Below are 22,706 nucleotides of genomic sequence, written 5' to 3'. Positions count from 1 at the left end.
CGAGTGGAAACGACGGGCCCTCCCGTCTTGTCCTCGGCAGGTCGTGATCGGGTCTAGGCCGCCGGCCTGGCCCGGATCCTGCCCAGCAGCATGTCGATGCCCAAGGCCAATGCTGCCCCGATTGCGTAGGCCACCAGGTCCAGGGGCGCGAAGCCGGTGCCCAGCACCAGCCGGATTGGCCCGAAGACCCGCGCCAGATCCGCCGGAATTGCGGTGAGCTGCAGCAACTCAATGAGTACGCAGAGAACCAGGGCGATGGAGGCGTTGGACCAGCGGGCAGCCTGTGGGCGCAGTACCGTGAGCAGTACGTACACCAGCACCGCGTAGAGCACCCCGCCGGCGAGGTCTGCGGCCAGGCCGGTGCCGCCGAAACGCGAGGCCAGTCCCACGACAACGACCGGGAGCACCCAGGCCGCCGCCGCCAGCCGCCGGGTCCTGGCCCCTCGGTGTTCGCCGGTGTGCGTCCTAGGCGCCGACAAAGGCACCGGGGAAGCGCAGGACGACGGTTGCAGCGGTGATGAGAAGCAGCACGATGACAGCGACCCAGGTCCATTCGCCCGCCACGCGCCGCAGCGTCGAAGGAGCGGGAAGCACGCCGTGGGCGATGTTGCGCGCCGTGGTGTAGAGGAACATCGGGATCATCATCGCCCAGACGACCATGCAGTAAGGGCACAGGGCGTTGATCTCGTAGAGGGCCTGGGACCAGAGCCACACGATGAAGACCATTGCCAGGGTGACGCCCACCTGCACGCCGACCCAGTACCAGCGCGCGAAGCGCGCCCCGGCGAGCAATGCCATGCCGATGGTGATCACGATGCCAAAGCCCACGATGCCCAGGAAGGGATTGGGAAAGCCCAGCAGGGCTGCCTGGGTCGACTTCATGACGGTGCCGCAGGAAACCCACGGATTGAAGTCGCAGCTGGTCACGTAGTCGGGGTCCTTGTACAGGGCGATGCGCTCGAGCACCAGGATCCCCGAGGCGACCCAGGCGACCGCGCCGGTGAGCACCAGGAACAGGCCAAAGGGCCGTGCGCGGGCCATGCGCGGCACGGCGTCCGGTTCGCGTTGCGGTGCTGCTGCTTCGGACAAACTCATGGGGGTGCTCCCTCGTGGCGGTTCGTGTTTTCCCCGTTTGCCGCCACCCGGAAGGTGGCGTGGGCGCCCGGTCGGGCCGGTGTTCGCCGGCGGCCCTAGCTGAAGTCTAGTGGCCCCCGGCGGTGCCGTTCATGCCCCGCGCCGGGGTTGGCACAAGGGGCGGGGCAAAGCGCGGCAGCCCTCTTGCCGCGCCGAAACCCCTCGGCGGCGTGCTTCGGCGTGTCGATGTGAGACAATTGCAGTGGTTGTTCGTGGATCCACAGTCTGCTTTCAACCCAACGACAGGCTTTCAAGCCCGATTGCGATGCATCTGCTGCGAAGAGACCGCCTATACGAAGGTCTTCAGCGAATACCGCGATATGGTCGCCGCAACGTAAAGCGGCTTGCTTGGAAAAGCGCCGTTGGTCTTGCACGGATGCCGCGCCCCGCAACGGTGGGCGCACCCGGTCAAGGCAAATCCAAGGATTTCCGCTGGGACACGCGGCCACAAGGCCCGGTCCGGCGAACCAACCAGGGGAGACGCGCTATCTGTGGGAGCAGTCGACCCGCCGAGGAGCACTCTTTTAACATGGCATTGAATCGCGACGAATCAAAGGCAGCAATGGGCCAGGGGCCAAAGGGCCGCAGCCGTACCTCCCGCCCCCCGCGCGGCAACTTCAACGAACCGTCACCGCCGCCCCCGCGCCGGGCCATGACCCTGGCCGAGCTCAACGACGCAGCGGCCGCACCGACGCGCAAGGTGCGCGCCAACGTTTCCCCGCGCGCAACCACCGCACGCCGCGCCCCTGCCACCCGGAACGCCCCGGCCAAGGCCGCCACCGTTGAGTCGGTCGTTGCCGAGGCAACCGCCAAGGCGCAGATCCCGGCACCCGTGGCCGAGGCGGCCAAGGCTCCTGCACGCCGCGGCCCGCGCCGCGCAACCTCCGGGGTCACCTCCCCGGGAGCAGCCGCAACCGAGGCCCCGGCCGTCATCGAGGCACCTGCCGCGCAGGCCGCAGCCGAGGCCCAGACCGAATCCATAGGCGAGAAGACCGAGGCACCTGCCGCGGAGGAAACCGCACCCAAGGCAGCCGCCAAGCGCCCTGCCCGGGGACGCGGCCGCAAGGCAACCGCCCCGGCCTCGAACACCGAGGCCCCTGCCGCCGACGAAGCCCCCGAGGCCCCTGTCACCGAGGCCCCGGCCGAAGCACCGGCCGAAGCCACCGCGGAACAGGCCGAAGACGCCGAGCCCGCCAAGGCCACCCGTCGCCGCCCGGCCCGTGGTGGCCGCGGAGCCCGCGCCACCCAGGAGCCGGAAGCCGCCGATGCCGCCGCGGTCCAGGCCCCGGCCGCAGCCGAAGCCAAGATTGTCGAAGCCGATGAAGAGGAGTCAGCCGCCGCGGAAGCCGAGCCGGCGACCATCTCCGATCCGTTCGCCATCCCCGAATCCGCGCTCTCGCTGATCTTCCAGGCACCGAGCATCCCGGTTGCCGCCAAGGCAACCGACGAGGACGAGCTCGAGGAACCTTCCGGCCGCCGCACCCGCAACGAGGCAGCCCACGCCGATTCCGATGAGGAAAACGCGGACGGCTCAGGCGTGTCCTCCCGCCGTCGCCGTCGCCGTCGCCGCGGCGAGGCCGACCTGGAATTGGCCGGCGGCTCGGAGAGCGATCCGCCCAACACCGTCACCCGGGTCCGTGCCCCGCGCACCACCCTGGAACCGGTGGTCTCCAACAAGGTCACCGCCGTGCGCGGATCCACCCGCCTGGAGGCCAAGCGCCAGCGCCGCCGCGACTCCCGCGAGTCCGGCCGTCGCCGCCAGGTCATCACCGAGGCCGAGTTCCTGGCCCGCCGCGAATCCGTCGACCGCCAGATGGTCGTGCGCCAGCGCGAGGACCGCATCCAGATCGGCGTCCTCGAGGACGGCATCCTGGCCGAGCACTTCGTCTCCAAGACCCAGCAGGACTCCCTGATCGGCAACGTGTATGTCGGCAAGGTGCAGAACGTGCTGCCTTCCATGGAAGCCGCCTTCGTCGACATCGGACGCGGACGCAATGCCGTGCTCTACGCCGGCGAGGTCAATTGGGACGTCGCGGGCCTGGACGGCCAGCCGCGCCGCATCGAACACGCCCTGAAGTCAGGGGACACCGTCCTGGTGCAGGTCACCAAGGACCCGGTCGGCCACAAGGGCGCCCGCCTCACCAGCCAGATTTCCCTTCCGGGCCGCTACCTGGTCTACGTTCCGGGCGGCTCGATGACGGGCATCTCGCGCAAGCTTCCCGACGTGGAGCGCAACCGCCTGAAGAAGATCCTCAAGGACCACCTGCCGGAAAACGCTGGCGTCATCGTGCGCACCGCCGCCGAGGGCGCCTCCGAGGAAGAGTTGATGAACGACATCAACCGCCTGCGCGCCCAGTGGGAAGGCATCGAGGCCGCCTCGACGTCCACTAAGACACTGGCACCGGAACTGCTCTACGGGGAACCGGACCTGACCATCAAGGTCGTCCGCGACGTCTTCAACGAGGACTTCACCAAGCTGATCGTCTCCGGCGAGGAAGCCTGGGACACCATCGAGGCCTACGTGACCTACGTGGCCCCGGACCTGGTGTCGCGCCTGGAGAAGTGGGAATCCGACGAGGACATCTTCGGCGCCTTCCGCATGGACGAGCAGATCCACAAGGCCCTGGACCGCAAGGTCTTCCTGCCCTCGGGCGGTTCGCTGGTCATTGACCGCACCGAGGCCATGACGGTTGTCGACGTGAACACCGGCAAGTACACCGGCTCGGGCGGAAACCTCGAGGAAACCGTCACCAAGAACAACCTGGAGGCGGCCGAGGAGGTCGTTCGCCAGCTGCGCCTGCGCGACATCGGCGGCATCATCGTCATCGACTTCATCGACATGGTGCTCGAGTCCAACCGCGACCTGGTGCTCCGCCGCCTGGTCGAGTGCCTGGGCCGCGACCGCACCAAGCACCAGGTTGCCGAGGTCACCTCACTTGGCCTGGTGCAGATGACGCGCAAGCGCATGGGCACCGGACTGCTGGAGGTCTTCGGTGAGAACTGCGAGGCCTGTGCAGGCCGCGGCGTGATCACCCACGACGAGCCGGTCGAGCACCGCCGCTCCTTCAACTCGGCAGGTGAGCCGCAAAGTGCCGGCAGCCGCGCCGACCAGAAGCCCTCGCGGGCCGAACGCCGCCGCCGCAACCGCGGCCCGGAATCCGAGGCGCAGGCCGAGGACCAGGGTGCCGCAACCGCGCACGCCGAGACCAGGGAGCCTGAGGTCGACGAGGCCAAGGCAACTGCCACGCGCAACGCCTTTGCCACGATCGCCGCGGCCGCACATGCAGCCCACGAACACGACGATGCCGAGGCCGCCGAGAGCGGTGCCACGCTGACCGTGGCGGGGGAGTCGGTCACGGTTCCCGCTGCGCGCCGCAACCGCCGTGCAGCCTCCTCCGAGGCCGCTGCGCCGTCGCTGACGTTGGAGAACCTGGAAGCCGCGCTTCCCGACAACTCCCCGGCCGAGGCGCCCGCCGAGACCGAGGAGGGCGAGTCCGCGCAAACGCGTCCGGCACGCACCCGTACCCGCCGCAAGGCCCGTTCCAAGGCTCCCGAGTCGAACGCACCAGCCGCCGGCGAACAGCCGGAGGTTGCTGCCGCGCCGGTGATCTCGGGCGTGGCCGGGCAGGCGTCCGACGATGCGCCTTCCGAGGCGCCGTCGGCAACGGCAACCAAAAAGACTTCGGGCATCGAGCCGGTGGCGCGCGTCAAGCGCAGCCGCCGTGCAACGAGCCCGCAGGGTGGATCCGACACCGCAGTTTCTGTGGCATCGGACACGCTGGCGGCATCGGGTACCTCCCATGTCGCTTCGCTCGCTGACCCATCCAAGGCCCCACAGCCGCGAATCGCCGCCAATGCGCCGATTATGCTGGGTGTCGGGGTGCCGGTCAAAGAGTTGAAAGAGTAGGGATCTTGACGACTCGCGGGGCAGGCTGTATTTGCCCCTGCAGCGCTTTTTAGCGTAGTCTAGATCCTCGGTGCGAACGCCAGCTATCGGATTCTTCCGCTCGGCGTGCCAGCACAGCGCAATCCCCGGTTTCTTTTGGGGTAGTGATGCGCAGCAAGACAGATTGAACGTCGAGTAGAAGTGAGTACCCACGTGGTGTACGCAATTGTCCGCGCTGGCGGCCGCCAGGAAAAGGTTTCTGTTGGAGACCTCGTTACCCTTGACCGCCTGAAGGCTGCCCCAGGCGCCTCCATTGAATTGCCAGCCCTGTTGCTGGTTGACGGCGAGAAGGTAACTTCGGCAGTCGATGAGCTTGCCAAGGTCAAGGTGACCGCCGAGGTCATTGAGAACCTTCGCGGCCAGAAGATTGTCATCCAGAAGTTCAAGAACAAGACCGGTTACAAGAAGCGCCAGGGCTTCCGCTCTATGCTGACCAAGGTCAAGGTCACCTCGATCGCTTAATTGCGGTTGATTCCAAGAATTCTCATTACCTGAAGGTAGGCATTTTCAATGGCACATAAGAAGGGCGCGAGTTCCACTCGCAACGGTCGCGATTCCAACGCCCAGTACCTTGGCGTCAAGCGCTTCGGTGGTCAGGTCGTTTCGGCCGGCGAAATCATCGTTCGCCAGCGTGGCACCCACTTCCACCCGGGCGCCGGCGTGGGACGTGGCAAGGACGACACCCTGTTCGCACTTGAAGCCGGGGCTGTCGAATTCGGCACCCGTCGCGGCCGTAAAGTCGTGAACATCGTTACCGCTGGCTAATTAGCGCGTAACCGCATTCATTACACTGTAGAGGGTGGGCCGCACGGCTCACCCTCTATGTGTTTTTCCAAAACCCCCAGCGTTTTCCGCACCACGCCCCTCGGGCGGGCAGCGGAAGACGCCACCCCTTTTTTTGCTAGGAGCTTTCAACCGTGGCAGCCTTTATCGACCGAGTGGTCCTCCATGTCTCCGGTGGTTCCGGTGGGCACGGCTGTGTCTCCATCAAACGCGAAAAGTTCAAGCCCCTGGGCGGACCCGATGGCGGCAGCGGCGGCAACGGCGGTGACGTGATCCTGCGCGTTGACGCCCAGACCACCACCCTGCTGTCCTACCACCACTCGCCCCACCGCCACGCCGGCAACGGCGAAGGCGGCAAGGGCGACCTGCGCCCCGGCAAGAACGGCGAGACCTTGGTCCTGCCCGTGCCCGAGGGCACCGTGGTGAAGAACCGCGACGGTGACATCCTCGCCGACCTCATCGGTGACGGATCCGAATACATTGTTGCCTCCGGCGGCCTGGGCGGCCTGGGCAACGCAGGGCTCTCCAGCCAGCGCCGCAAGGCCCCCGGTTTCGCGTTGCTGGGCACCCCCGGCACCGCCGCCGAGGTCATCCTCGAACTCAAGTCCGTCGCCGACGTCGCCCTGGTGGGCTACCCCTCGGCCGGCAAGTCCTCGCTGATCGCCGCGCTCTCCGCCGCACGGCCCAAGATCGCCGACTACCCCTTCACCACCCTGGTCCCGAACCTTGGCGTGGTCCAGGCCGGGGAAGTCCGCTACACCGTGGCCGACGTGCCGGGCCTGATCCCGGGTGCCTCGCAGGGCCGCGGCCTGGGTCTTGAATTCCTGCGCCACGTCGAGCGTTGCGCCGCCCTGGTGCACGTGCTCGACTGCGGCGCCCTGGAAACGGACCGCGACCCGGTCGCAGACCTGGAGACCATCCAGGCCGAACTCGACGCATACGAGGTCGACTCCTCCTTTGCCGGGGCCGATGGCCAGATCATCCCGCTGAACGAGCGCCCGCGCCTGATCGCCCTGAACAAGGTCGACATGCCCGACGGACGCGACATGGCCGAATTCGTGCGCCCGGAACTGGAGAAGCGCGGCTACCGCGTCTTCGAGGTCTCGGCGATGAGCCGCGAGGGATTGCGCGACCTCTCCTTCGCCATGGCCGAACTCGTCACCGAGGCCCGCGCCAAGATCGAGGCCGCCCCGTTGCCCGTGCCCGTTGAGGTGTTGCGCCCGCGGGCCACCAAGGCCAGCAAGGCAGGGTTCGTCATCCGCAAGGAGGAGCGCAACCTCGAGCCGCTCTTCCGCGTGATCGGTGAAAAGCCCGAGCGCTGGATCATGCAGACCGACTTCCGCAACGACGAGGCCGTTGGCTACCTCGCCGACCGCCTGGCCAAGCTCGGCGTCGAAAACCAGCTCTACAAGCTCGGCGCCAAGCCCGGCGATGCCGTGGTGATTGGCTCCGAGGCCGACGCCGTGGTCTTCGACTGGGAGCCGACGATGGCCGCCGGCGCCGAGCTGCTGGGCTCGCGCCGCGGACAAGACGAGCGCCTCTCCGAGTTCGGTGCGCGTCCCTCCCGCGAGGAGAAGAAGGCACTGCACGAGCAGCGCAAGGGCGCCAAGGCGGCGGCCCGCGAGGACCTGGAAGCCGAGCGCAAGGCCGGAATCTGGACGGAGTCTGTCAACTACAAGCACCAGCTACCCAAGTCCGGGGAGTAAAACAGCACCGTGCGCGCCACAAACCATCCCTCGGGCATCACCCAGCGCCAGGACCTGCCGCGTGCCTCGCGCATCGTGGTCAAGGTCGGTTCCTCGTCCCTGACCACGCTGGCCGGGGGGATCTCCGAGGAAGCGTTAAGCTCCCTCGTCGACCGACTCGCGGCAGTCAACACCGCGGGAACCGAGCTGATCCTGGTGTCCTCCGGAGCCATCGCCGCCGGTCTGGCGCCCCTGGACCTGGGGCGCCGCCCACGCGACCTGGCCACCCAGCAGGCTGCCGCCTCGGTGGGCCAGGGGCTGCTCATGGCCAGATACACCCAGGCGTTTTCCGCCCACGGCGTCACTGTCGGCCAGGTGCTGCTCACTGCCGACGACCTGATCCGCCGCCAGCAGTACGCCAATGCGTTCCGGGCGCTGAACCGGCTGCTGGCGCTGGGCGTCGTGCCGATTGTCAACGAAAACGACACGGTCGCCACCCATGAGATCCGCTTCGGCGACAATGACAGGCTCGCCGCCCTGGTGGCGCACCTGGTCAAGGCCGACGCGCTGCTGCTGCTTTCCGACGTCGACGCCGTCTACGACGCGCCGCCGAACGCCGGGGGAGTGCGAGTGTCCCGGGTCGATCGCGCCGAGGACCTGGCGAGCTTGCGCATCGGATCCACCGGGGGAGCCGGGCTGGGCACCGGGGGCATGGCCACGAAGGTCGAGGCCGCCACCATGAGCGCCGAATCGGGCATCCCCGCCCTGGTGACCTCCACCGCGAACGCGGCGGCGGCATTGGCCGGGGCGGACGTGGGAACCTGGTTCTCCGCCCGCGGCGGTCGGCGCTCCACCCGGATGCTGTGGCTCGCGCACCTGGCCACCACCCAGGGACGGCTGCTGCTGGATCCCGGTGCCGTGCGTGCCGTCGCCTCCGGTGTCGCCTCGCTGCTTCCTGCAGGGATCACCGGGATCAACGGCTCCTTCGAGGCCGGGGACGCGGTGGAAATCACCGACGCCGCCGGACAGGTCATTGCCCGCGGACTGGTGAACTTCTCTTCGGCCGAATTGCCGCAGATGCTCGGCCGCTCCACCCGGGAACTCGGCGAGGACCTGGGCAGTCAATTCGAACGTGCGGTGGTGCACGTCGACGACCTCGTCGTTGTCTAGCCGATCCACCGCGAAAGCCGCCGCCCGCCACCATGCTTAACATGGGGGCGGGCTTCGTCGCATCCACCGTAGAATAGGTGATCATGAGCCAGAACATCGACGCATCGCAGAATCTTTCCTCCGTGGACGGGGCCGCCGCCGGCATCCAGGATGCACGGGTTGCCGTGGGCAAGCTGGCCGACCGCGCCCGCTCCGCATCGCGCGTGCTGGCCCGCGCCGACCGCAATTGGAAGGACCGGGCGCTGCTGGCCATTGCCGCATCGCTGGATACCCACCGCGCAGCCGTGATCAAGGCCAACGCCAAGGACATCGCCGCGGGACGGGCCAACGGGACCTCCGACGCGCTGCTGGACCGGCTCAAGCTCAGCGACCAGCGCGTGGACGCACTGATCGCCGCGCTCGAGGAACTGGCCGGGCTGCCGGATCCCGTGGGCACCGTGCTGCGCGGCCAGACCCTGCCCAACGGGCTGCGGCTGCGCCAGGTCCACGTCCCGATGGGCGTTATCGGCGCGATCTACGAGGCGCGCCCCAACGTCACCGTTGACATTGCCGGGCTCGCCCTGAAGAGCGGAAACGCAGTGCTGCTGCGCGGTGGCAGCGCAGCGGCGCACTCCAACGTGGCGCTGCTGGCCTTGATCCGCGACGCCCTGGAATCGGTCGGGCTGCCCGCCGACGCCGTGGCCTCGGTGGATGCCTGGGGCCGCGACGGCGCCGACGCCATGATGGGTGCCCGCGGCCAGATCGACGTGTTGATCCCGCGCGGCGGCCGCGAGCTGATCCAGCGCGTGGTCACCACCGCCAGCGTCCCGGTCATCGAGACCGGCGAGGGAAACGTGCACATCTACCTCGACGAATCGGCCGATGCCGCCATGGCCGTGCCGATCCTGCTCAACGCCAAGACCCAGCGCCCCTCGGTGTGCAACACCGTCGAGACACTGCTGCTCAATGCCAATGCCAAGGCGTCCGGCGAGGTCCTCGCCGCCCTGCACAAGGCCGGTGTGCGCCTGCACGTCGATGCGCGCGCCAAGGTGCTTGCCGGTTCGACCCCCACGATCGATGCGCAGGAGTCCGACTGGGACACCGAGTACATGGACCTGGACCTGGCCGTTGCCGTGGTCGATGACTTGGGTGGTGCCATCAAGCACATCCGCAGGCACAGCACCGGGCACACCGAGGCGATCCTGACCAACAATCTTTCCCACGCCGAGCGCTTCATTGCCGAGGTTGATTCGGCCGCGGTGATCGTCAACGCCTCCACCCGCTTCACCGACGGCGGGCAGCTGGGCCTGGGCGCCGAGGTCGGCATTTCCACGCAGAAGATGCATGCGCGCGGCCCCATGGGACTGCGCGAGCTCACCACCACCAAGTGGATTGTGCAAGGCGATGGGCATGTTCGTTCGTAGCCGCGTGCCAAGGTGGGTACGATAGAGGCTAACGAGTCATAAAAGTTACAAGACAGTGCCGTGCACGCATGTGCGCGTCCGGCACGCAACAACCTGGAGAAACATGTTTACCCAGTCCCTGAATGCGGCCATTGCCGCTGCCGAAAGCACCGGTGGAGGCATGTCCACCGAAACGCAGGCCCTGATTGTCGGAGGCAGCATCTTCGTGATCTTCATGCTGCTGCTGTTGATCGCCATGTCGTACTCCAACGTCGCGAACCGCCACGACGTCAAGGCCGAGCCCGAGGACACGCACCGCACGCACGCCAACAAGCACGGCCATCACTAGCCGTCTCGAGGCCGAACGAACGGACCGCCCATTTCGCCTGGGCGTCATGGGCGGCACGTTCGATCCGATCCACCACGGCCACCTCGTGGCCGCCAGTGAAGTCGCAGCCGTCTTCGACCTTGACGAGGTCGTATTCGTTCCCACCGGGGAGCCCTGGCAGAAACTTGACCGCGACGTGGCTCCGGCCGAGCATCGCTACCTGATGACGGTGATCGCCACTGCGGCGAACCCCCGCTTCACGGTGAGCCGGGTGGACATCGACCGTCCCGGCCCCACGTACACGATCGACACGTTGCGGGACCTGCGCGCACAGCGTCCCGACGCGGAGTTGTTCTTCATCACCGGCGCGGACGCCATGGCCCAGATCCTAGGCTGGAAGGACGCCGAGGAGCTCTGGCAGCTGGCCCACTTCGTGGGGGTCACCAGGCCGGGCCACGAATTGCCGGTGCTGGACCGCAACGACGTCTCGTTGATGGAAGTGCCGGCCATGGCGATTTCCTCGACGGATTGCCGGGAACGGGTGCGGACCGGACATCCGGTGTGGTACCTGGTGCCCGACGGCGTGGTGCAGTACATCGCCAAGTACAAGTTGTACAACGACAAGAACAACGCAGTAAGCAACGGCCAGGACTAGAGACGGCCGGGAATGGACAAGATGAGCGACGAGACCGGGCCCGCGCTCAGCAGGCGAGCCCTGCGGGAGCAGCGACGTGCCGAGGCCGAAGCGAAGCTTGCCCAAGAGCAGGCGTCGGGCCAGCCGCCCGCGAGCCCTGCCGGCAAGACGGCGACCGCCCAGCCTTCCGCTCCCGCCTCCCCGGCGGCGACGACTCCTGCGCCTGCGCCGAAATCCCCTGCGCCGTCGGCCAAGGCTCCCGCCCCGGCGGCCAAGACCCCGGCACCTGCAGCGAAGACGCCTGTACCCAAGGCTCCCGCACCGGCCGTCAAGAGCCCTGCACCGGCCGCCAAGCCCGCGGCGAAACCGTCAAGTACGACACCGGCCGCCACCCCCGCACCTCAGCCGGTGCCGCAGCCCGAAGAACCCGTTCGCAGCCGCCGCGCCGCCGCCGGGGAAGTCGATGCCGTTTCGCAACGCACCGAACGAACATCCCTGCAGCGCGCCCGCGACCGCGAAGCCCTGCGCACCCGCCGCCGGCTGGAGCAGGAAGTCTCCGAGCTTTCCCCCAAGGATCCGTCGCCGGGCGACGATCCCGCGCCGTTGACCCGCAAGCAGATGCGCCTCCAGGCGCTCGGCACCGCCAAGGACACGGGTTCCGTCGCCAAACCGGGCACCGCGACCGGGGTTCCTGAATCCCGGCCCCAGGATGATGCCGCTTCCAAGCCCGCGGACGCCAAGCCGGCGGATGCCAAGCAAACGCCCGCCAAGCCTGCGGCGTCCGGGCCTGCAGCCGCCAAGCCTGCAGCCGCTACGAAGCCTCCGGTCAAGACACCCGCGAAGCCCGCCGCTGCAAAACCATCCGTTGGCCCCCCGGTTCCTTCTCCCGGAACGGCGCCGCAGATGAGTGTGGAGGACGCGCTTGCGCTTCGTCGGCGCTCCGGTGGGGCTGCCCCAAGCGAGCCGTTGCTGATCCAGCCCGAAGAGGACCTGGGCGAAGTGGACCTGGAGGTCCTGGCACAGCAGCGCGAACTTGCCGCCCGCGCTGCCATCATTTCCCGCCGCGCAGCAGAACGCCAGCGCATGCAGGAAGAAAACACCCAGCGTGCCGGCGCCCGCCGCTCGGACCCCTTCACCGGGGCGATGAACCACCTCCGCGAAGAGGACATCGAAAAGAAGCTGGTCAACACCGGCGTCTCGGGTCCGCTGACACGCGGCTACAACATTGCCATGACCGACCAGGGCACCATCGTCGAGGGCCGCCAGGCCCCCGCGGCCCCGGCCACAAAGACTCCGGCTTCAGCGCCCCACGCGCAGAAGCCGACGACCCCGGCAGCGAAAGCCCCGGCGGTCACACCTGCGCACAAGCCAAAGGCTGCTACTCCGGCCCAGGCAACGGCTCGCGACTCCACGTCGCCCGCCGCTTCACAAGCTGCCGCAGCAGCACCGGCACGGACGGCGGCGGCGAAGCCCGCTGCCTCCGCACCCGCCGGCCCCAAGGCCCCCGTGGCCCCGGGCGCCGGCAAGGCAGTGGAAGCACCCGATACCAAGGATGCCCCCGCCGAAAATGTTGGGCCTTCGCTGGCTCGCCCACCCGTGCGTGCCGTGCGCGCGCAGGGGCTTGAGCCACTGGATGTGCAGACCGCCGGAATGCGCCGTGCCAACAACATGTACTTGATGGTCATCGCGGCTTTGTCCGTTGGAGGCGCGGCACTCGTTGCCGGTCTCATCATGTTCCTGAACTCAAACTAGCGCCCACCGCGTCGCACCCAATTCTCAAGGAGAACCCCCATGAGCGCCCACGAACATTCCATCGACCTGGTGCAGACAGCTGCCCTTGCAGCAGCCGAGAAGCAGGCAGAAAACCTCGTCGCATTGGACGTTTCCGAACGCCTCGGCGTCACCGATGCATTCCTGATTGCCTCGGCTGCCTCAGAGCGGCAGGTGAATTCGATCGTCGACGAGATCGAAGACAAGCTCGCCGAGAAGTTCGAGATCCGTCCGGTTCGCCGCGAAGGCCGCGGCCAGGGCCGCTGGGTCCTGCTTGACTACTCGGATGTCGTCATCCACGTCCAGCACAACGAAGACCGCGTTTTCTATGCCCTGGAGCGCCTCTGGGGCGACTGCCCGGTCATTGAACTGCCGACCACCGGCGAACCTGCCACCGACATGTCGCACGTCGAAACGCTCCCGGATTCGCTCTAGGCCCCTCGATTTGCGCCACACGTTTTGTGTGGCCTATGATGGTTGAGTTGCCCGCAAAGGCGGCTCTCATTTGGGGGTATGGCGCAGTTGGTAGCGCGTCTGCATGGCATGCAGAAGGTCAGGGGTTCGAATCCCCTTACCTCCACCAAAATGTATGAATGAAAAGGTCTCCGGCTTCGGTCGGAGGCCTTTTCGTTTCCCTGAGGCCCAGGCGCGCCGCGGTTCCGGACCCGGAAGCGCGAAGGCGCTCCGCTCGTTGCGGGGCATGTTCGGAGAGGGGCTTCGTTTCCTGCCAGATGGTGCCGGGGAACTGGCATATGCTGACCTTTGTAAAACGATCAACAAGCCTTAGGCATTGTGAATGATGCTACAAGTCTGTAAGTTTGTGTCATGATTGTCATCACCATAGACCAGCGTAGGTCCCGCTCGGGGCCGGACAAGGTCGAATCCCTGCTGCGCCGACTGGACAGCGAGTACAACGCGGTGCGGGGATTCGAGAGAACCGCGGGCGATGAGCTGCAAGGAGTGCTCGACGACGGTGTCATGGCCGTTTCCTTGGCCCTGGCCGTTGCACACACGGGGGAGTGGAGCGTGGGAATCGGCGTGGGGTCGGTGCAGACCCCGCTGCCCCGGGAAACCCGGGCAGGACGAGGGCAGGCCTTTGAATATGCGCGGGATGCGGTTGAGCGGGCAAAGAATTCAAGTGGCGCCCTGGCGCTGTCGGGTCCCGGGCCGGAAGCGGAACGGATCGAGGCCGAACTGCAGCTCCTCGCGCTGGTTAATGCGCGACGAACCAAAACGTCGGCCGAGGCCGGCACACTGCTATCACAGGGCCTGACCCAGCAGCAGGTCGCTGCGCGCCTAGAGATCTCGCAGCAGGCCGTTTCGGCCCGTCTGGCTTCGGGGCTCTGGTATGAGACCGCCAGGCTCACCGATTTGGCGGGTCGGGCGCTGGCAGACTATTCGATGACGATGGAAGGCGGGCAGCGTTCATGAGCTGGATTGCCTGGGCCTTGCTGGTCAGTGTTATTCCGTTGGGCATACCTAGATACTTCGCGGATTCCGGCTTTCGCTGGCCGTTGAAGCAGTCGACGACCAGCTACCTGCTCGTGGCCGTGCTTGGCCTGGCAGGTCTTGCCGCTGCGATCGGCGACCACCTTCCCGCAGCATCCTCCATCCCCCATGAACTTGTGGTCGTGGCCAGTGTTGCGGCTGCAACCCTGGGTGGAGGGCCAGTCACCGAAACGGTCTTCCGGCTTGCGGCGTTCAAAAGGAAGGCAGGGGACGACGCTTCCGAAGAGGTGGAGCCGAGTCCGCTGCGCGGAGGCATGTGGATCGGGTTGCTGGAACGCGCGGCTATAGCCTCGACCCTGTGGGCCTCCTGGCCGGAGGGCCTGGCGGTCGTTCTGGCAGTGAAGGGATTGGGGCGATTTTCCGAGCTTAAGCAACACGCGGCCGCGGAGCAGTTCATTCTGGGAACCTTCGTCAGTGTTTTGTGGGCATGCGCGGCAGTTGGCGTGGGTCGGATCATCAGTCTCTAGGCCAGGGGCCGCGGGATGTACTGCTGCGTGGCGTATGCGGACAGACGGACGAGTTCTGCGGACGCATTAGAATGATGGGCATGAGTGACGTATTGCCATCGTGCCCGCAGTGTTCAAGCCCCTATACATACGAAATGGGCGCGCTGCTGGTTTGCCCCGAGTGCGCCCACGAATGGTCGGTCGAAGCTGACGCAGTGGACGAGCCGAAGGATGCTGTTATCAAGGATTCCGTCGGCAAGGTACTTTCCGACGGCGATACCGTCACCATCGTCAAGGACCTGAAGGTCAAGGGGCAAGCCCAGTCCATCAAGGTCGGCACCAAGGTGCGCAACATCCGTCTGGTCAACGGCGTCGACGGCCACGACATCGACTGCAAGGTCGATGGGTTCGGGCCCATGCAGCTCAAGTCATCCGTCGTAAAAAAGGTCTAATACGCCGCATTCAGCCATTAGCCTAGCGCCACCTCTCCCGTGATGGAGGGGTGGCGCTTTCCTTTGGACTGCAGTTGAACCTGGCGACCTGTCATGAAGCCGACATCGCTGAACCAATCGGAAGGTACGACGGCAATACCCCGAGGCGTCATGGTGCTCGCGAACTCTGCCGCAAATCAGGCCACTGGAGTTGCCGGTGCATATACACCTGTGGCGGCCAGGTCGGTAATCCCTAAAAGCATCCCCGTCTTGTTGGCCACGGAGTTGTGGACCGACTGGATCGCGGCGCCGCGTTCGCGGGCCAGACCATTGGGTGTGTCTGGATGAGGGGAATCCGTGAAAAGGCATAGAGCTCCAGTGACTGGAAGCGTATCGTAGCGACACAGCGACCAAGGCTTCAGGCAATGAGGAGACCGCCATGAAAAGCCAACGACAAAATCACTTCACCATCATCATTGGAGCTGGCCACTGCGGATTGGCCATGGCCCACGAACTGGCGGTGAAAGGCGAAGAATTCGTGGTGCTTGAAGCAGGGCAGACCCCGGGGAACAGCTGGAGTTCCCGGTGGGAATCTTTGGAATTGTTCACACCTGCGGAACATGACGGGTTGCCCGGCAAGAGGTTTCCGGCAGCACACGGAACATTTCCCACCGCCAGGGCCGTTTCCGAGTACTTGCGGACCTACGCCGCGTCCTTCCAGCTGCCGATCCAGACCTCGACAACAGCCCGCCGCTTGGAAGTGGGCCTCGGCGGCGTATTTCGTGTACGAACCGATAGGGGCTTGTTCGAGGCCGGCCGGGTGGTCGTGGCCACGGGGGTGCACCAGGTGCCCCGGATTCCTCCGCTGTCGACACAAATCTCTGCAGATGCAATGCAACTGCATTCCAGCGAATACCGGAACCCTGCCCAGATCCCGGATGGCCCCGTGGCAGTGGTTGGATTCGGGACCTCCGGTGCCCAGATCGCCTGCGAGCTGGCTCCTAGCCACCGGGTAACCATTTTCGGAAGACCCACATCCCACGTACCGGAAGCATTCATTCGATACGCCCCCGCGCTTTATTGGCTCCTGGTCCATAGACTGCTGACGCGATCGACTCCGGCCGGCCGAAAGGTCGCCCAGCGGATCCACCATCGAGGTGCGCCACTGATCCGGGTATCCACCCAGGACGTTGCAGCCGCAGGCGTGGCCGCTGTCGGGAGAATCGAAGCGGTCCGCGACGGGGTGATGCTGACCCAGGACGGGATCCCGGTCGAGGCGTCCACGATCATCTGGGCCACGGGATATCACCCGGACTATTCCTGGATCGACGGGCTCGGGACGGATGAGAACGGCTATCCATTCCACCGCCGGGGCGTCAGCACCGAGTTTGCCGGATTGGGTTTTCTCGGCATTCCCTTCCAGTATGGCCTGACCTCCGGCATCATCGGCGGGGCGGGTCGCGATGCGCGCCACCTGGCGCGTCGGTTGGATCCCGACCCTGCGGTTGCGAACAAAATGGGGTTCGTGCCAGATGCGGAAGGGACGGCGAACGGGTAAGGCCGGGAACTGGCGGGACATGCTATGTTGGCGTTGGTGCACTGGCCATCCGCATGATGCGCCCTGCCTTCGACGCTCCTCATCGTGAAAGACTTTCCCCCTCCATGACACAGCCGCTGAACTCCTCCAACCCTGCCGCCGTCCAGGCCAACTCCATCGACGATTTCAAGCAAAATCTTGCCTCTGTCAGATCCCGGATCGATGCCGCGGCGCGGAAGGCCGGGCGGGACCCCGCCTCGATCCGGTTGTTGCCGGTTAGCAAGACCGTGCCGGAGGACCGCCTTCGTCTGGCTATCGCGGCGGGAATGGACTTCCTGGGCGAAAACAAGGTCCAGGAGGTGGCTCGCAAGGCGGAGCTCCTGGCCGACATTCCGGGACTGAAGTTCTCCGTCATTGGAAGCCTGCAAACCAACAAGGCAAAATTCGTGGCGAAGTATGCAGACGAATTCCAGGCGCTCGACAACCTTCGCCAGGCCGAAGCCCTGCAGCGCCGGCTCGAAGTCGAGGACCGCCAGCTCGATGTCTTTGTCCAAGTCAATACGTCCGACGAGGAAAGCAAGTCGGGACTTGCGCCCGACGACGTTCGAGAATTCGTGAATCAGCTGCCCCGGTTTGACCGGCTCCACGTCAAGGGCCTGATGACGCTCGCATTGTTCAGTGACGACAGCGAAGCGGTTCGGGCATGTTTCGTGCGACTGCGGGAACTCCGGGACTCACTGCGCGAAAGCGCGCCCGCCGAAATGTCCATCGAGGAACTGTCCATGGGCATGAGTGGCGACTTTGAGCTGGCCATTGCCGAAGGTGCCACAGTGGTGCGTGTGGGGCAGGGAATCTTCGGCGCTCGGGCAATGCCCGTCGCCGGCTAGCTGCCCGAGCAGGCCGAACCTCTCAGGTTTCGGCGGGATCTGGTGGAACAATCCGCGGGAAATGTTTCGATCGCCGTGGCAACGGTCGGGAATTTGACTTGAATCAGGGCGGGTGGAGACGGAACCCCGGATTCGCCGGGAGCCCGACTGCGGTGGGCGGTTTATCTTTTGCCAGCACCCGGAACCAAGGTTCCAGTCATGCGCAACTCAACGCTGGATGCTGCACAGGTAGGCCTCCTGTGCTTTCCGCATCACTCGTCTCCGGGCCGCCGCGCGAATGGATGGCGGGGGTCGGGCGTCCATCAGGTTGGCCGCCGTCTGAGGGGCAAATTTTCGTCATGGGTGCGGCTCTCGACCCGATGCAGTCTTTGTGGGGGAGAGTGCGGCGTTTGGCGGCTCGATGTACCACCAGTAGTGCTAGCGTTCATGCTGTCGGGGCATATCTAGTGGTTTGGCGCCATGTACTCGACACGCCGTGCTGAACGACACGCCAGTTCTTTAATCTGTGGTTGATTGCTCCACAGGTTGTGGATAGATTTTCGATTTTACTGGATTCATGCGGTTTAACGGCCACTCTTTATCCACAAGGCTTGTGGACAGGCTTGAGGTCGAATGACAGGGGTGTAATACATCATGTTGGGGTCTAACGCCCCGACCCCTACTAGATGTAGTATTGAATTAGCTGGTGAGGCCTAGTGCGCGAACCTCCGGAAGACGGAGAAATGTACGAATCCCCGCCTCCTGAGGGCTCAGTCGCCGTCGGAGCAAAACGTTCGTATGTCTCTTCCCGCGGGGAATACGCATAGGGACCCAGCCACTTCACATACACAGATTTTTGCACGAGGGGATTTACGGATATGACCGTCACGGTTTACACGAAGCCAGCATGCGTACAGTGCAACGCAACCTACCGAGCTCTTGATAAGAAGGGCATCGTCTACCAGAGCGTTGACATTTCGCAGGATCCCGCTGCCCTGGAGCGCGTACGCGCCCTGGGCTACATGCAGGCACCGGTCGTCATCACCGATGCCGACCACTGGTCGGGCTTCCGACCGGACAAGATTGATGAGCTGGCCCAGGATTTGAGCTCCTCCGTGGCCTAACCAACCACCTCCAGCCTTACCGATTCCAGTGATTTCGAGGCGATCAAGATGCCTGCTTCATCGTTGGCCACACCGCCAATGCATGATCACGCCGTTCCGGCAGAGGTACTTACCAACAACAAATTGATCTATTTCTCCTCGGCCTCGGGTTATACCCACCGATTCGTGGAGAAACTCGATCTGGAATGCGCTCGCATTCCGTTGCTGAACCACGAACCGCACTTGGTGGCGGCTGAGCCGTATGTGCTACTGCTTCCCACCTATGGCGGTGAAAAGGGCGAAAGATCAATACCCCCGCAAGTCGTCAAGTTCCTCAACGATGAGCGCAACCGAAACCTATTACGAGGCGTAATTGGTGCCGGAAACACAAACTTTGGAACCACATATTGCTTGGCCGCAATCAAGATCGCAGCCAAATGCAACGTTCCGCTTCTATATAAATTTGAGCTCATGGGCACTCCAGAAGATGTGACCCGGGTTCGCGAAGGATTGGAAGTCTTTTGGACACGAAAGTCGCAGTACCTGAAATGAAGCAGGATTCTAAGGAATTGCCGGCCGCTTTTCAGGGCCTGGGTTATCACGAGCTGAACGCCATGCTGAACCTTTACGGGGCAGATGGGCGCATCCAGTTCGAGGCCGACCGTGCAGCGGCACGCCAGTACTTCCTGGAGCACGTGAACAACAACACCGTGTTCTTCCACGACCTGGACGAGAAGCTCGAATATCTGGTCAAGCACGAGTACTACGAGCGCGAGACGCTCGACCAGTACACGATGAACTTCATCCGCGACCTCTACCGCGGTGCCTACGCCAAGAAGTTCCGCTTCGAGACCTTCCTGGGTGCCTTCAAATTCTACACTTCGTACACGCTGAAGACCTTTGACGGCAAGCGTTACCTGGAGCGCTACGAGGACCGCGTGTGCATGGTTGCCCTGCACCTGGCCCGCGGCAACGAGGAAATGGCAGTCGCCCTGGTCAACGAGATCATCGAGGGACGCTTCCAGCCCGCCACCCCGACGTTCCTGAACGCTGGCAAGGCCCAGCGCGGCGAACTCGTCTCCTGCTTCCTGCTGCGCATTGAAGACAACATGGAGTCGATCTCCCGCGGCATCAACTCCTCGCTGCAGCTGTCCAAGCGCGGCGGCGGCGTTGCCCTCTCGCTGACCAACGTCCGCGAGCACGGCGCCCCGATCAAGCAGATCGAGAACCAGTCCTCCGGTGTCATCCCCGTGATGAAGCTCCTCGAAGACAGCTTCTCCTACGCCAACCAGCTGGGCGCACGCCAGGGTGCCGGTGCCGTGTATCTCAACGCGCACCACCCCGACATCCTGCGCTTCCTGGACACCAAGCGCGAAAACGCCGATGAGAAGATCCGCATCAAGACCCTCTCCCTGGGCGTCGTGGTTCCGGACATCACCTTCGACCTGGCCCGCAAGAACGAGGACATGTACCTCTTCTCGCCCTACGACGTCGAGCGCGTCTACGGCGTGCCGTTCAGCGACATCTTCGTCACCGAGAAGTACTACGAGATGGTCGACGATGCTCGAATAAAGAAGACCAAGATCAATGCACGCGAGTTCTTCCAGACCCTGGCGGAGATCCAGTTCGAGTCCGGCTACCCGTACATCATGTTCGAAGACACCGTAAACCGCGCCAACCCGATCAAGGGCAAGATCTCGATGAGCAACCTGTGCTCGGAGATCCTGCAGGTTTCGACTCCCTCGGAGTACAACGAAGACCTCGGCTACAAGACCGTGGGCAAGGACATCTCCTGCAACCTCGGCTCGATGAACATCGCCAAGGCCATGGACGGCAAGGACCTCGGGGCATCGATCGAGACCGCGATCCGCGCGCTGTCCGCAGTCTCGGACATGTCCTACATCAACTCGGTGCCCTCCATCGCCCAGGGCAACGCCAAGACCCACGCCATCGGCCTGGGCCAGATGAACCTGCACGGCTACCTGGCCCGCGAACGCGTCCACTACGGCTCCGAAGAGGGGTTGGACTTCACCAACATCTACTTCTACACCGTGGTGTTCCACGCGCTGCGTGCCTCGAACAAGCTCGCCATCGAAACCGGGGAGGCCTTCGACGGCTTCGCGGATTCGAAGTACGCCTCGGGCGAGTTCTTCGACAAGTACACCGAGCAGGAATGGGTCCCGGCCACCGAGCGTGTGCGCGAGCTCTTTGCCGGGATCGACATCCCGACGCAGGATGACTGGCGTGCGCTGAAGGCTTCCATCATGGAGCACGGCATCTACAACCAGAACCTGCAGGCCGTCCCGCCGACCGGCTCGATTTCCTACATCAACAACTCGACCTCCTCCATCCACCCGGTGGCGGCGAAGATCGAGATCCGCAAGGAAGGCAAGATCGGCCGCGTCTACTACCCGGCCCCTTACCTGGACAACGACAACCTGGAGTACTACCAGGACGCGTACGAAATCGGCTACGAGAAGATCATCGACACCTACGCGGTTGCCACGCAGCACGTGGACCAGGGCCTGTCCCTGACCCTGTTCTTCAAGGACACCGCCACCACGCGCGACATCAACAAGGCGCAGATCTACGCATGGAAGAAGGGCATCAAGACGCTCTACTACATCCGCCTGCGCCAGCTGGCACTCGAGGGAACCGAAGTCGATGGTTGCGTCAGCTGCATGCTCTAGTCGCAGCCGTTTCACCCCCGGTTGCCAGGTCGCGATAACCTGACAACCGAATGCGTACGACGGCGGGTTCACACCCGCCGTCGTACGCGCACCCGTTACAACCAAAAATTTAGCAAGAAGAGGGACGGAAATGACTGAGAAGCTGAAGCTGGCCAGCCACGTCGAAGCCATCAACTGGAACCGCATCCAGGACGACAAGGACGTCGAGGTGTGGAACCGACTGGTCAACAACTTCTGGCTGCCGGAGAAAATCCCGCTGTCCAACGACGTCCAGTCGTGGAACACGCTCACCGAGCCCGAGAAGCTGCTGACCATGCGCGTCTTCACCGGCCTGACCCTGCTGGACACCCTGCAGGGCACCGTCGGCGCCGTCTCGCTGATCCCCGATGCGCTCACCCCACACGAAGAGGCCGTGTACACCAACATTGCCTTCATGGAATCGGTGCACGCCAAGAGCTACTCCTCGATCTTCTCGACCCTGTGCTCGACCAAGGAAATCGACGACGCATTTCGCTGGTCCACCGAGAACGAGAATCTGCAGAAGAAGGCGCAGATCATCGAGAGCTACTACTACGGTGAAGATGCGCTGAAGCGCAAGATCGCCTCGACTCTGCTCGAGTCGTTCCTGTTCTACTCCGGCTTCTACCTGCCGATGTACTGGTCTTCCCGCGCCAAGCTGACAAACACCGCTGACCTGATCCGTTTGATCATCCGCGACGAGGCCGTGCACGGCTACTACATCGGCTACAAGTTCCAAAAGGGTCTTGAAGGCCTTTCCGAGGAGCGCAAGCAGGAGCTGAAGGACTACACCTTCGAGCTCATGTTCGAGCTGTACGAGAACGAGGTCCAGTACACCCACGACCTCTACGACGGTGTCGGCCTTGCCGAGGACGTTAAGAAGTTCCTGCACTACAACGCCAACAAGGCGCTGATGAACCTGGGCTACGAAGCCATGTTCCCGGCATCGGTCACCGATGTTAACCCGGCGATCCTTTCGGCACTGAGCCCGAACGCCGACGAGAACCACGACTTCTTCTCCGGATCGGGTTCCTCGTACGTGATCGGCAAGGCCGTAAACACCGAAGACGAGGACTGGGACTTCTAGGTCCCAGCCCAACCACATCGGCCCATGGGCGTCGGCGTCACCACAACGGTGAAGCCGGCGCCCTTGGTGATTTTCAAGTTAGGTGGCGAAAACCGCTGGCGTTCCTATTCGGACGCCAGCGGTTTTGTGGTTAACGATTCTAGAGTGAAGTGCGTCCCGCCCGGATACCCGTCATGCCAAGACGGGA

The 22,706-nt window shown here is 64.5% G+C and carries 21 protein-coding genes and 1 tRNA gene; 20 read left to right on the top strand and 2 right to left on the bottom strand.

Annotated elements, in window-relative coordinates; translation table 11 throughout:
• Positions 1-53 precede the first annotated feature (53 nt).
• Entirely contained in the window at positions 54-479 is a 426-nt protein-coding gene (locus OIU93_RS05445; RefSeq protein WP_264269068.1) for a DUF2809 domain-containing protein, read from the bottom strand.
• Complete coding sequence (locus OIU93_RS05440) at positions 466-1,095, bottom strand: vitamin K epoxide reductase family protein (RefSeq protein ID WP_264269067.1); 630 nt, start codon at positions 1,093-1,095, stop codon at positions 466-468. Before OIU93_RS05440 ends, OIU93_RS05445 begins: the two co-directional genes overlap by 14 nt.
• A 568-nt stretch (positions 1,096-1,663) precedes the next feature.
• Here OIU93_RS05440 and OIU93_RS05435 point away from each other — a divergent pair.
• The 20 genes from OIU93_RS05435 to nrdF all read left to right on the top strand — a co-directional run bounded on the left by OIU93_RS05435 (position 1,664) and on the right by nrdF (position 22,519).
• Positions 1,664-5,041 carry an Rne/Rng family ribonuclease gene (locus OIU93_RS05435; protein WP_264269066.1) on the top strand — a complete coding sequence of 1,126 codons (3,378 nt, stop codon included), beginning with the start codon at positions 1,664-1,666 and terminating at the stop codon, positions 5,039-5,041.
• A gap of 192 nt (positions 5,042-5,233) precedes the next feature.
• Positions 5,234-5,542: a 50S ribosomal protein L21 gene (gene rplU, locus OIU93_RS05430; RefSeq protein WP_264269065.1), complete on the top strand. Its 309-nt coding sequence runs from the start codon at positions 5,234-5,236 to the stop codon at positions 5,540-5,542.
• Positions 5,543-5,590: 48 nt separating this feature from the next.
• Positions 5,591-5,845, top strand: a complete 255-nt coding sequence (gene rpmA / locus OIU93_RS05425) for a 50S ribosomal protein L27 (RefSeq protein ID WP_217387816.1) — start codon at positions 5,591-5,593, stop codon at positions 5,843-5,845.
• Positions 5,846-5,997: 152 nt separating this feature from the next.
• A complete protein-coding gene (gene obgE, locus OIU93_RS05420; RefSeq protein WP_264269064.1) occupies positions 5,998-7,569 on the top strand; it encodes a GTPase ObgE in 1,572 nt (523 codons plus the stop codon).
• A 9-nt stretch (positions 7,570-7,578) separates the two neighbouring features.
• Positions 7,579-8,718 (top strand): glutamate 5-kinase, encoded by a 1,140-nt coding sequence (gene proB / locus OIU93_RS05415; protein WP_264269063.1) that lies wholly within the window; start codon positions 7,579-7,581, stop codon positions 8,716-8,718.
• Positions 8,719-8,801: 83 nt separating this feature from the next.
• Positions 8,802-10,121 carry a glutamate-5-semialdehyde dehydrogenase gene (locus OIU93_RS05410; RefSeq protein ID WP_264269062.1) on the top strand — a complete coding sequence of 440 codons (1,320 nt, stop codon included), beginning with the start codon at positions 8,802-8,804 and terminating at the stop codon, positions 10,119-10,121.
• Positions 10,122-10,224: 103 nt separating this feature from the next.
• Positions 10,225-10,449 (top strand): hypothetical protein, encoded by a 225-nt coding sequence (locus tag OIU93_RS05405; RefSeq protein WP_264269061.1) that lies wholly within the window; start codon positions 10,225-10,227, stop codon positions 10,447-10,449.
• The gene (gene nadD / locus OIU93_RS05400) at positions 10,442-11,083 is read left to right on the top strand and encodes a nicotinate-nucleotide adenylyltransferase (protein WP_264269203.1); all 642 of its coding nucleotides are present in this window, start codon (positions 10,442-10,444) and stop codon (positions 11,081-11,083) included. Before OIU93_RS05405 ends, nadD begins: the two co-directional genes overlap by 8 nt.
• Before the next feature lie 12 nt (positions 11,084-11,095).
• Complete coding sequence (locus OIU93_RS05395) at positions 11,096-12,814, top strand: hypothetical protein (RefSeq protein WP_264269060.1); 1,719 nt, start codon at positions 11,096-11,098, stop codon at positions 12,812-12,814.
• 39 nt (positions 12,815-12,853) lie between these two features.
• Entirely contained in the window at positions 12,854-13,267 is a 414-nt protein-coding gene (gene rsfS, locus OIU93_RS05390) for a ribosome silencing factor (RefSeq protein ID WP_264269059.1), read from the top strand.
• Between the two features lie 72 nt (positions 13,268-13,339).
• Positions 13,340-13,415, top strand: a tRNA-Ala gene (locus tag OIU93_RS05385).
• A gap of 242 nt (positions 13,416-13,657) precedes the next feature.
• Positions 13,658-14,263 carry a SatD family protein gene (locus tag OIU93_RS05380; RefSeq protein ID WP_264269058.1) on the top strand — a complete coding sequence of 202 codons (606 nt, stop codon included), beginning with the start codon at positions 13,658-13,660 and terminating at the stop codon, positions 14,261-14,263.
• On the top strand, positions 14,260-14,808 hold the full coding sequence (locus OIU93_RS05375; RefSeq protein ID WP_264269057.1) for a hypothetical protein: 549 nt from the start codon (positions 14,260-14,262) through the stop codon (positions 14,806-14,808). The genes OIU93_RS05380 and OIU93_RS05375 overlap by 4 nt, the downstream gene beginning before the upstream one ends.
• 80 nt (positions 14,809-14,888) lie before the next feature.
• Positions 14,889-15,239: a zinc ribbon domain-containing protein YjdM gene (locus OIU93_RS05370; RefSeq protein WP_264269056.1), complete on the top strand. Its 351-nt coding sequence runs from the start codon at positions 14,889-14,891 to the stop codon at positions 15,237-15,239.
• 418 nt (positions 15,240-15,657) lie between these two features.
• Positions 15,658-16,776 (top strand): NAD(P)/FAD-dependent oxidoreductase, encoded by a 1,119-nt coding sequence (locus OIU93_RS05365; protein ID WP_264269055.1) that lies wholly within the window; start codon positions 15,658-15,660, stop codon positions 16,774-16,776.
• Positions 16,777-16,880: 104 nt separating this feature from the next.
• Positions 16,881-17,642 carry a YggS family pyridoxal phosphate-dependent enzyme gene (locus OIU93_RS05360; RefSeq protein WP_264269054.1) on the top strand — a complete coding sequence of 254 codons (762 nt, stop codon included), beginning with the start codon at positions 16,881-16,883 and terminating at the stop codon, positions 17,640-17,642.
• 857 nt (positions 17,643-18,499) lie between these two features.
• Complete coding sequence (gene nrdH, locus OIU93_RS05355) at positions 18,500-18,745, top strand: glutaredoxin-like protein NrdH (RefSeq protein WP_217387827.1); 246 nt, start codon at positions 18,500-18,502, stop codon at positions 18,743-18,745.
• A gap of 48 nt (positions 18,746-18,793) precedes the next feature.
• Positions 18,794-19,276: a class Ib ribonucleoside-diphosphate reductase assembly flavoprotein NrdI gene (gene nrdI, locus OIU93_RS05350; RefSeq protein ID WP_264269053.1), complete on the top strand. Its 483-nt coding sequence runs from the start codon at positions 18,794-18,796 to the stop codon at positions 19,274-19,276.
• On the top strand, positions 19,273-21,414 hold the full coding sequence (nrdE, locus tag OIU93_RS05345; RefSeq protein WP_264269052.1) for a class 1b ribonucleoside-diphosphate reductase subunit alpha: 2,142 nt from the start codon (positions 19,273-19,275) through the stop codon (positions 21,412-21,414). Before nrdI ends, nrdE begins: the two co-directional genes overlap by 4 nt.
• Before the next feature lie 130 nt (positions 21,415-21,544).
• Positions 21,545-22,519: a class 1b ribonucleoside-diphosphate reductase subunit beta gene (gene nrdF, locus OIU93_RS05340; protein ID WP_264269051.1), complete on the top strand. Its 975-nt coding sequence runs from the start codon at positions 21,545-21,547 to the stop codon at positions 22,517-22,519.
• Positions 22,520-22,706: the final 187 nt, after the last annotated feature.

This window comes from Paeniglutamicibacter sp. ZC-3, from assembly GCF_025847175.2.
GTDB lineage: Bacteria > Actinomycetota > Actinomycetes > Actinomycetales > Micrococcaceae > Paeniglutamicibacter > Paeniglutamicibacter sulfureus.
Note: the sequence above shows the minus strand (reverse complement) of the source record. Positions and strands in the feature narration are given on the sequence as shown.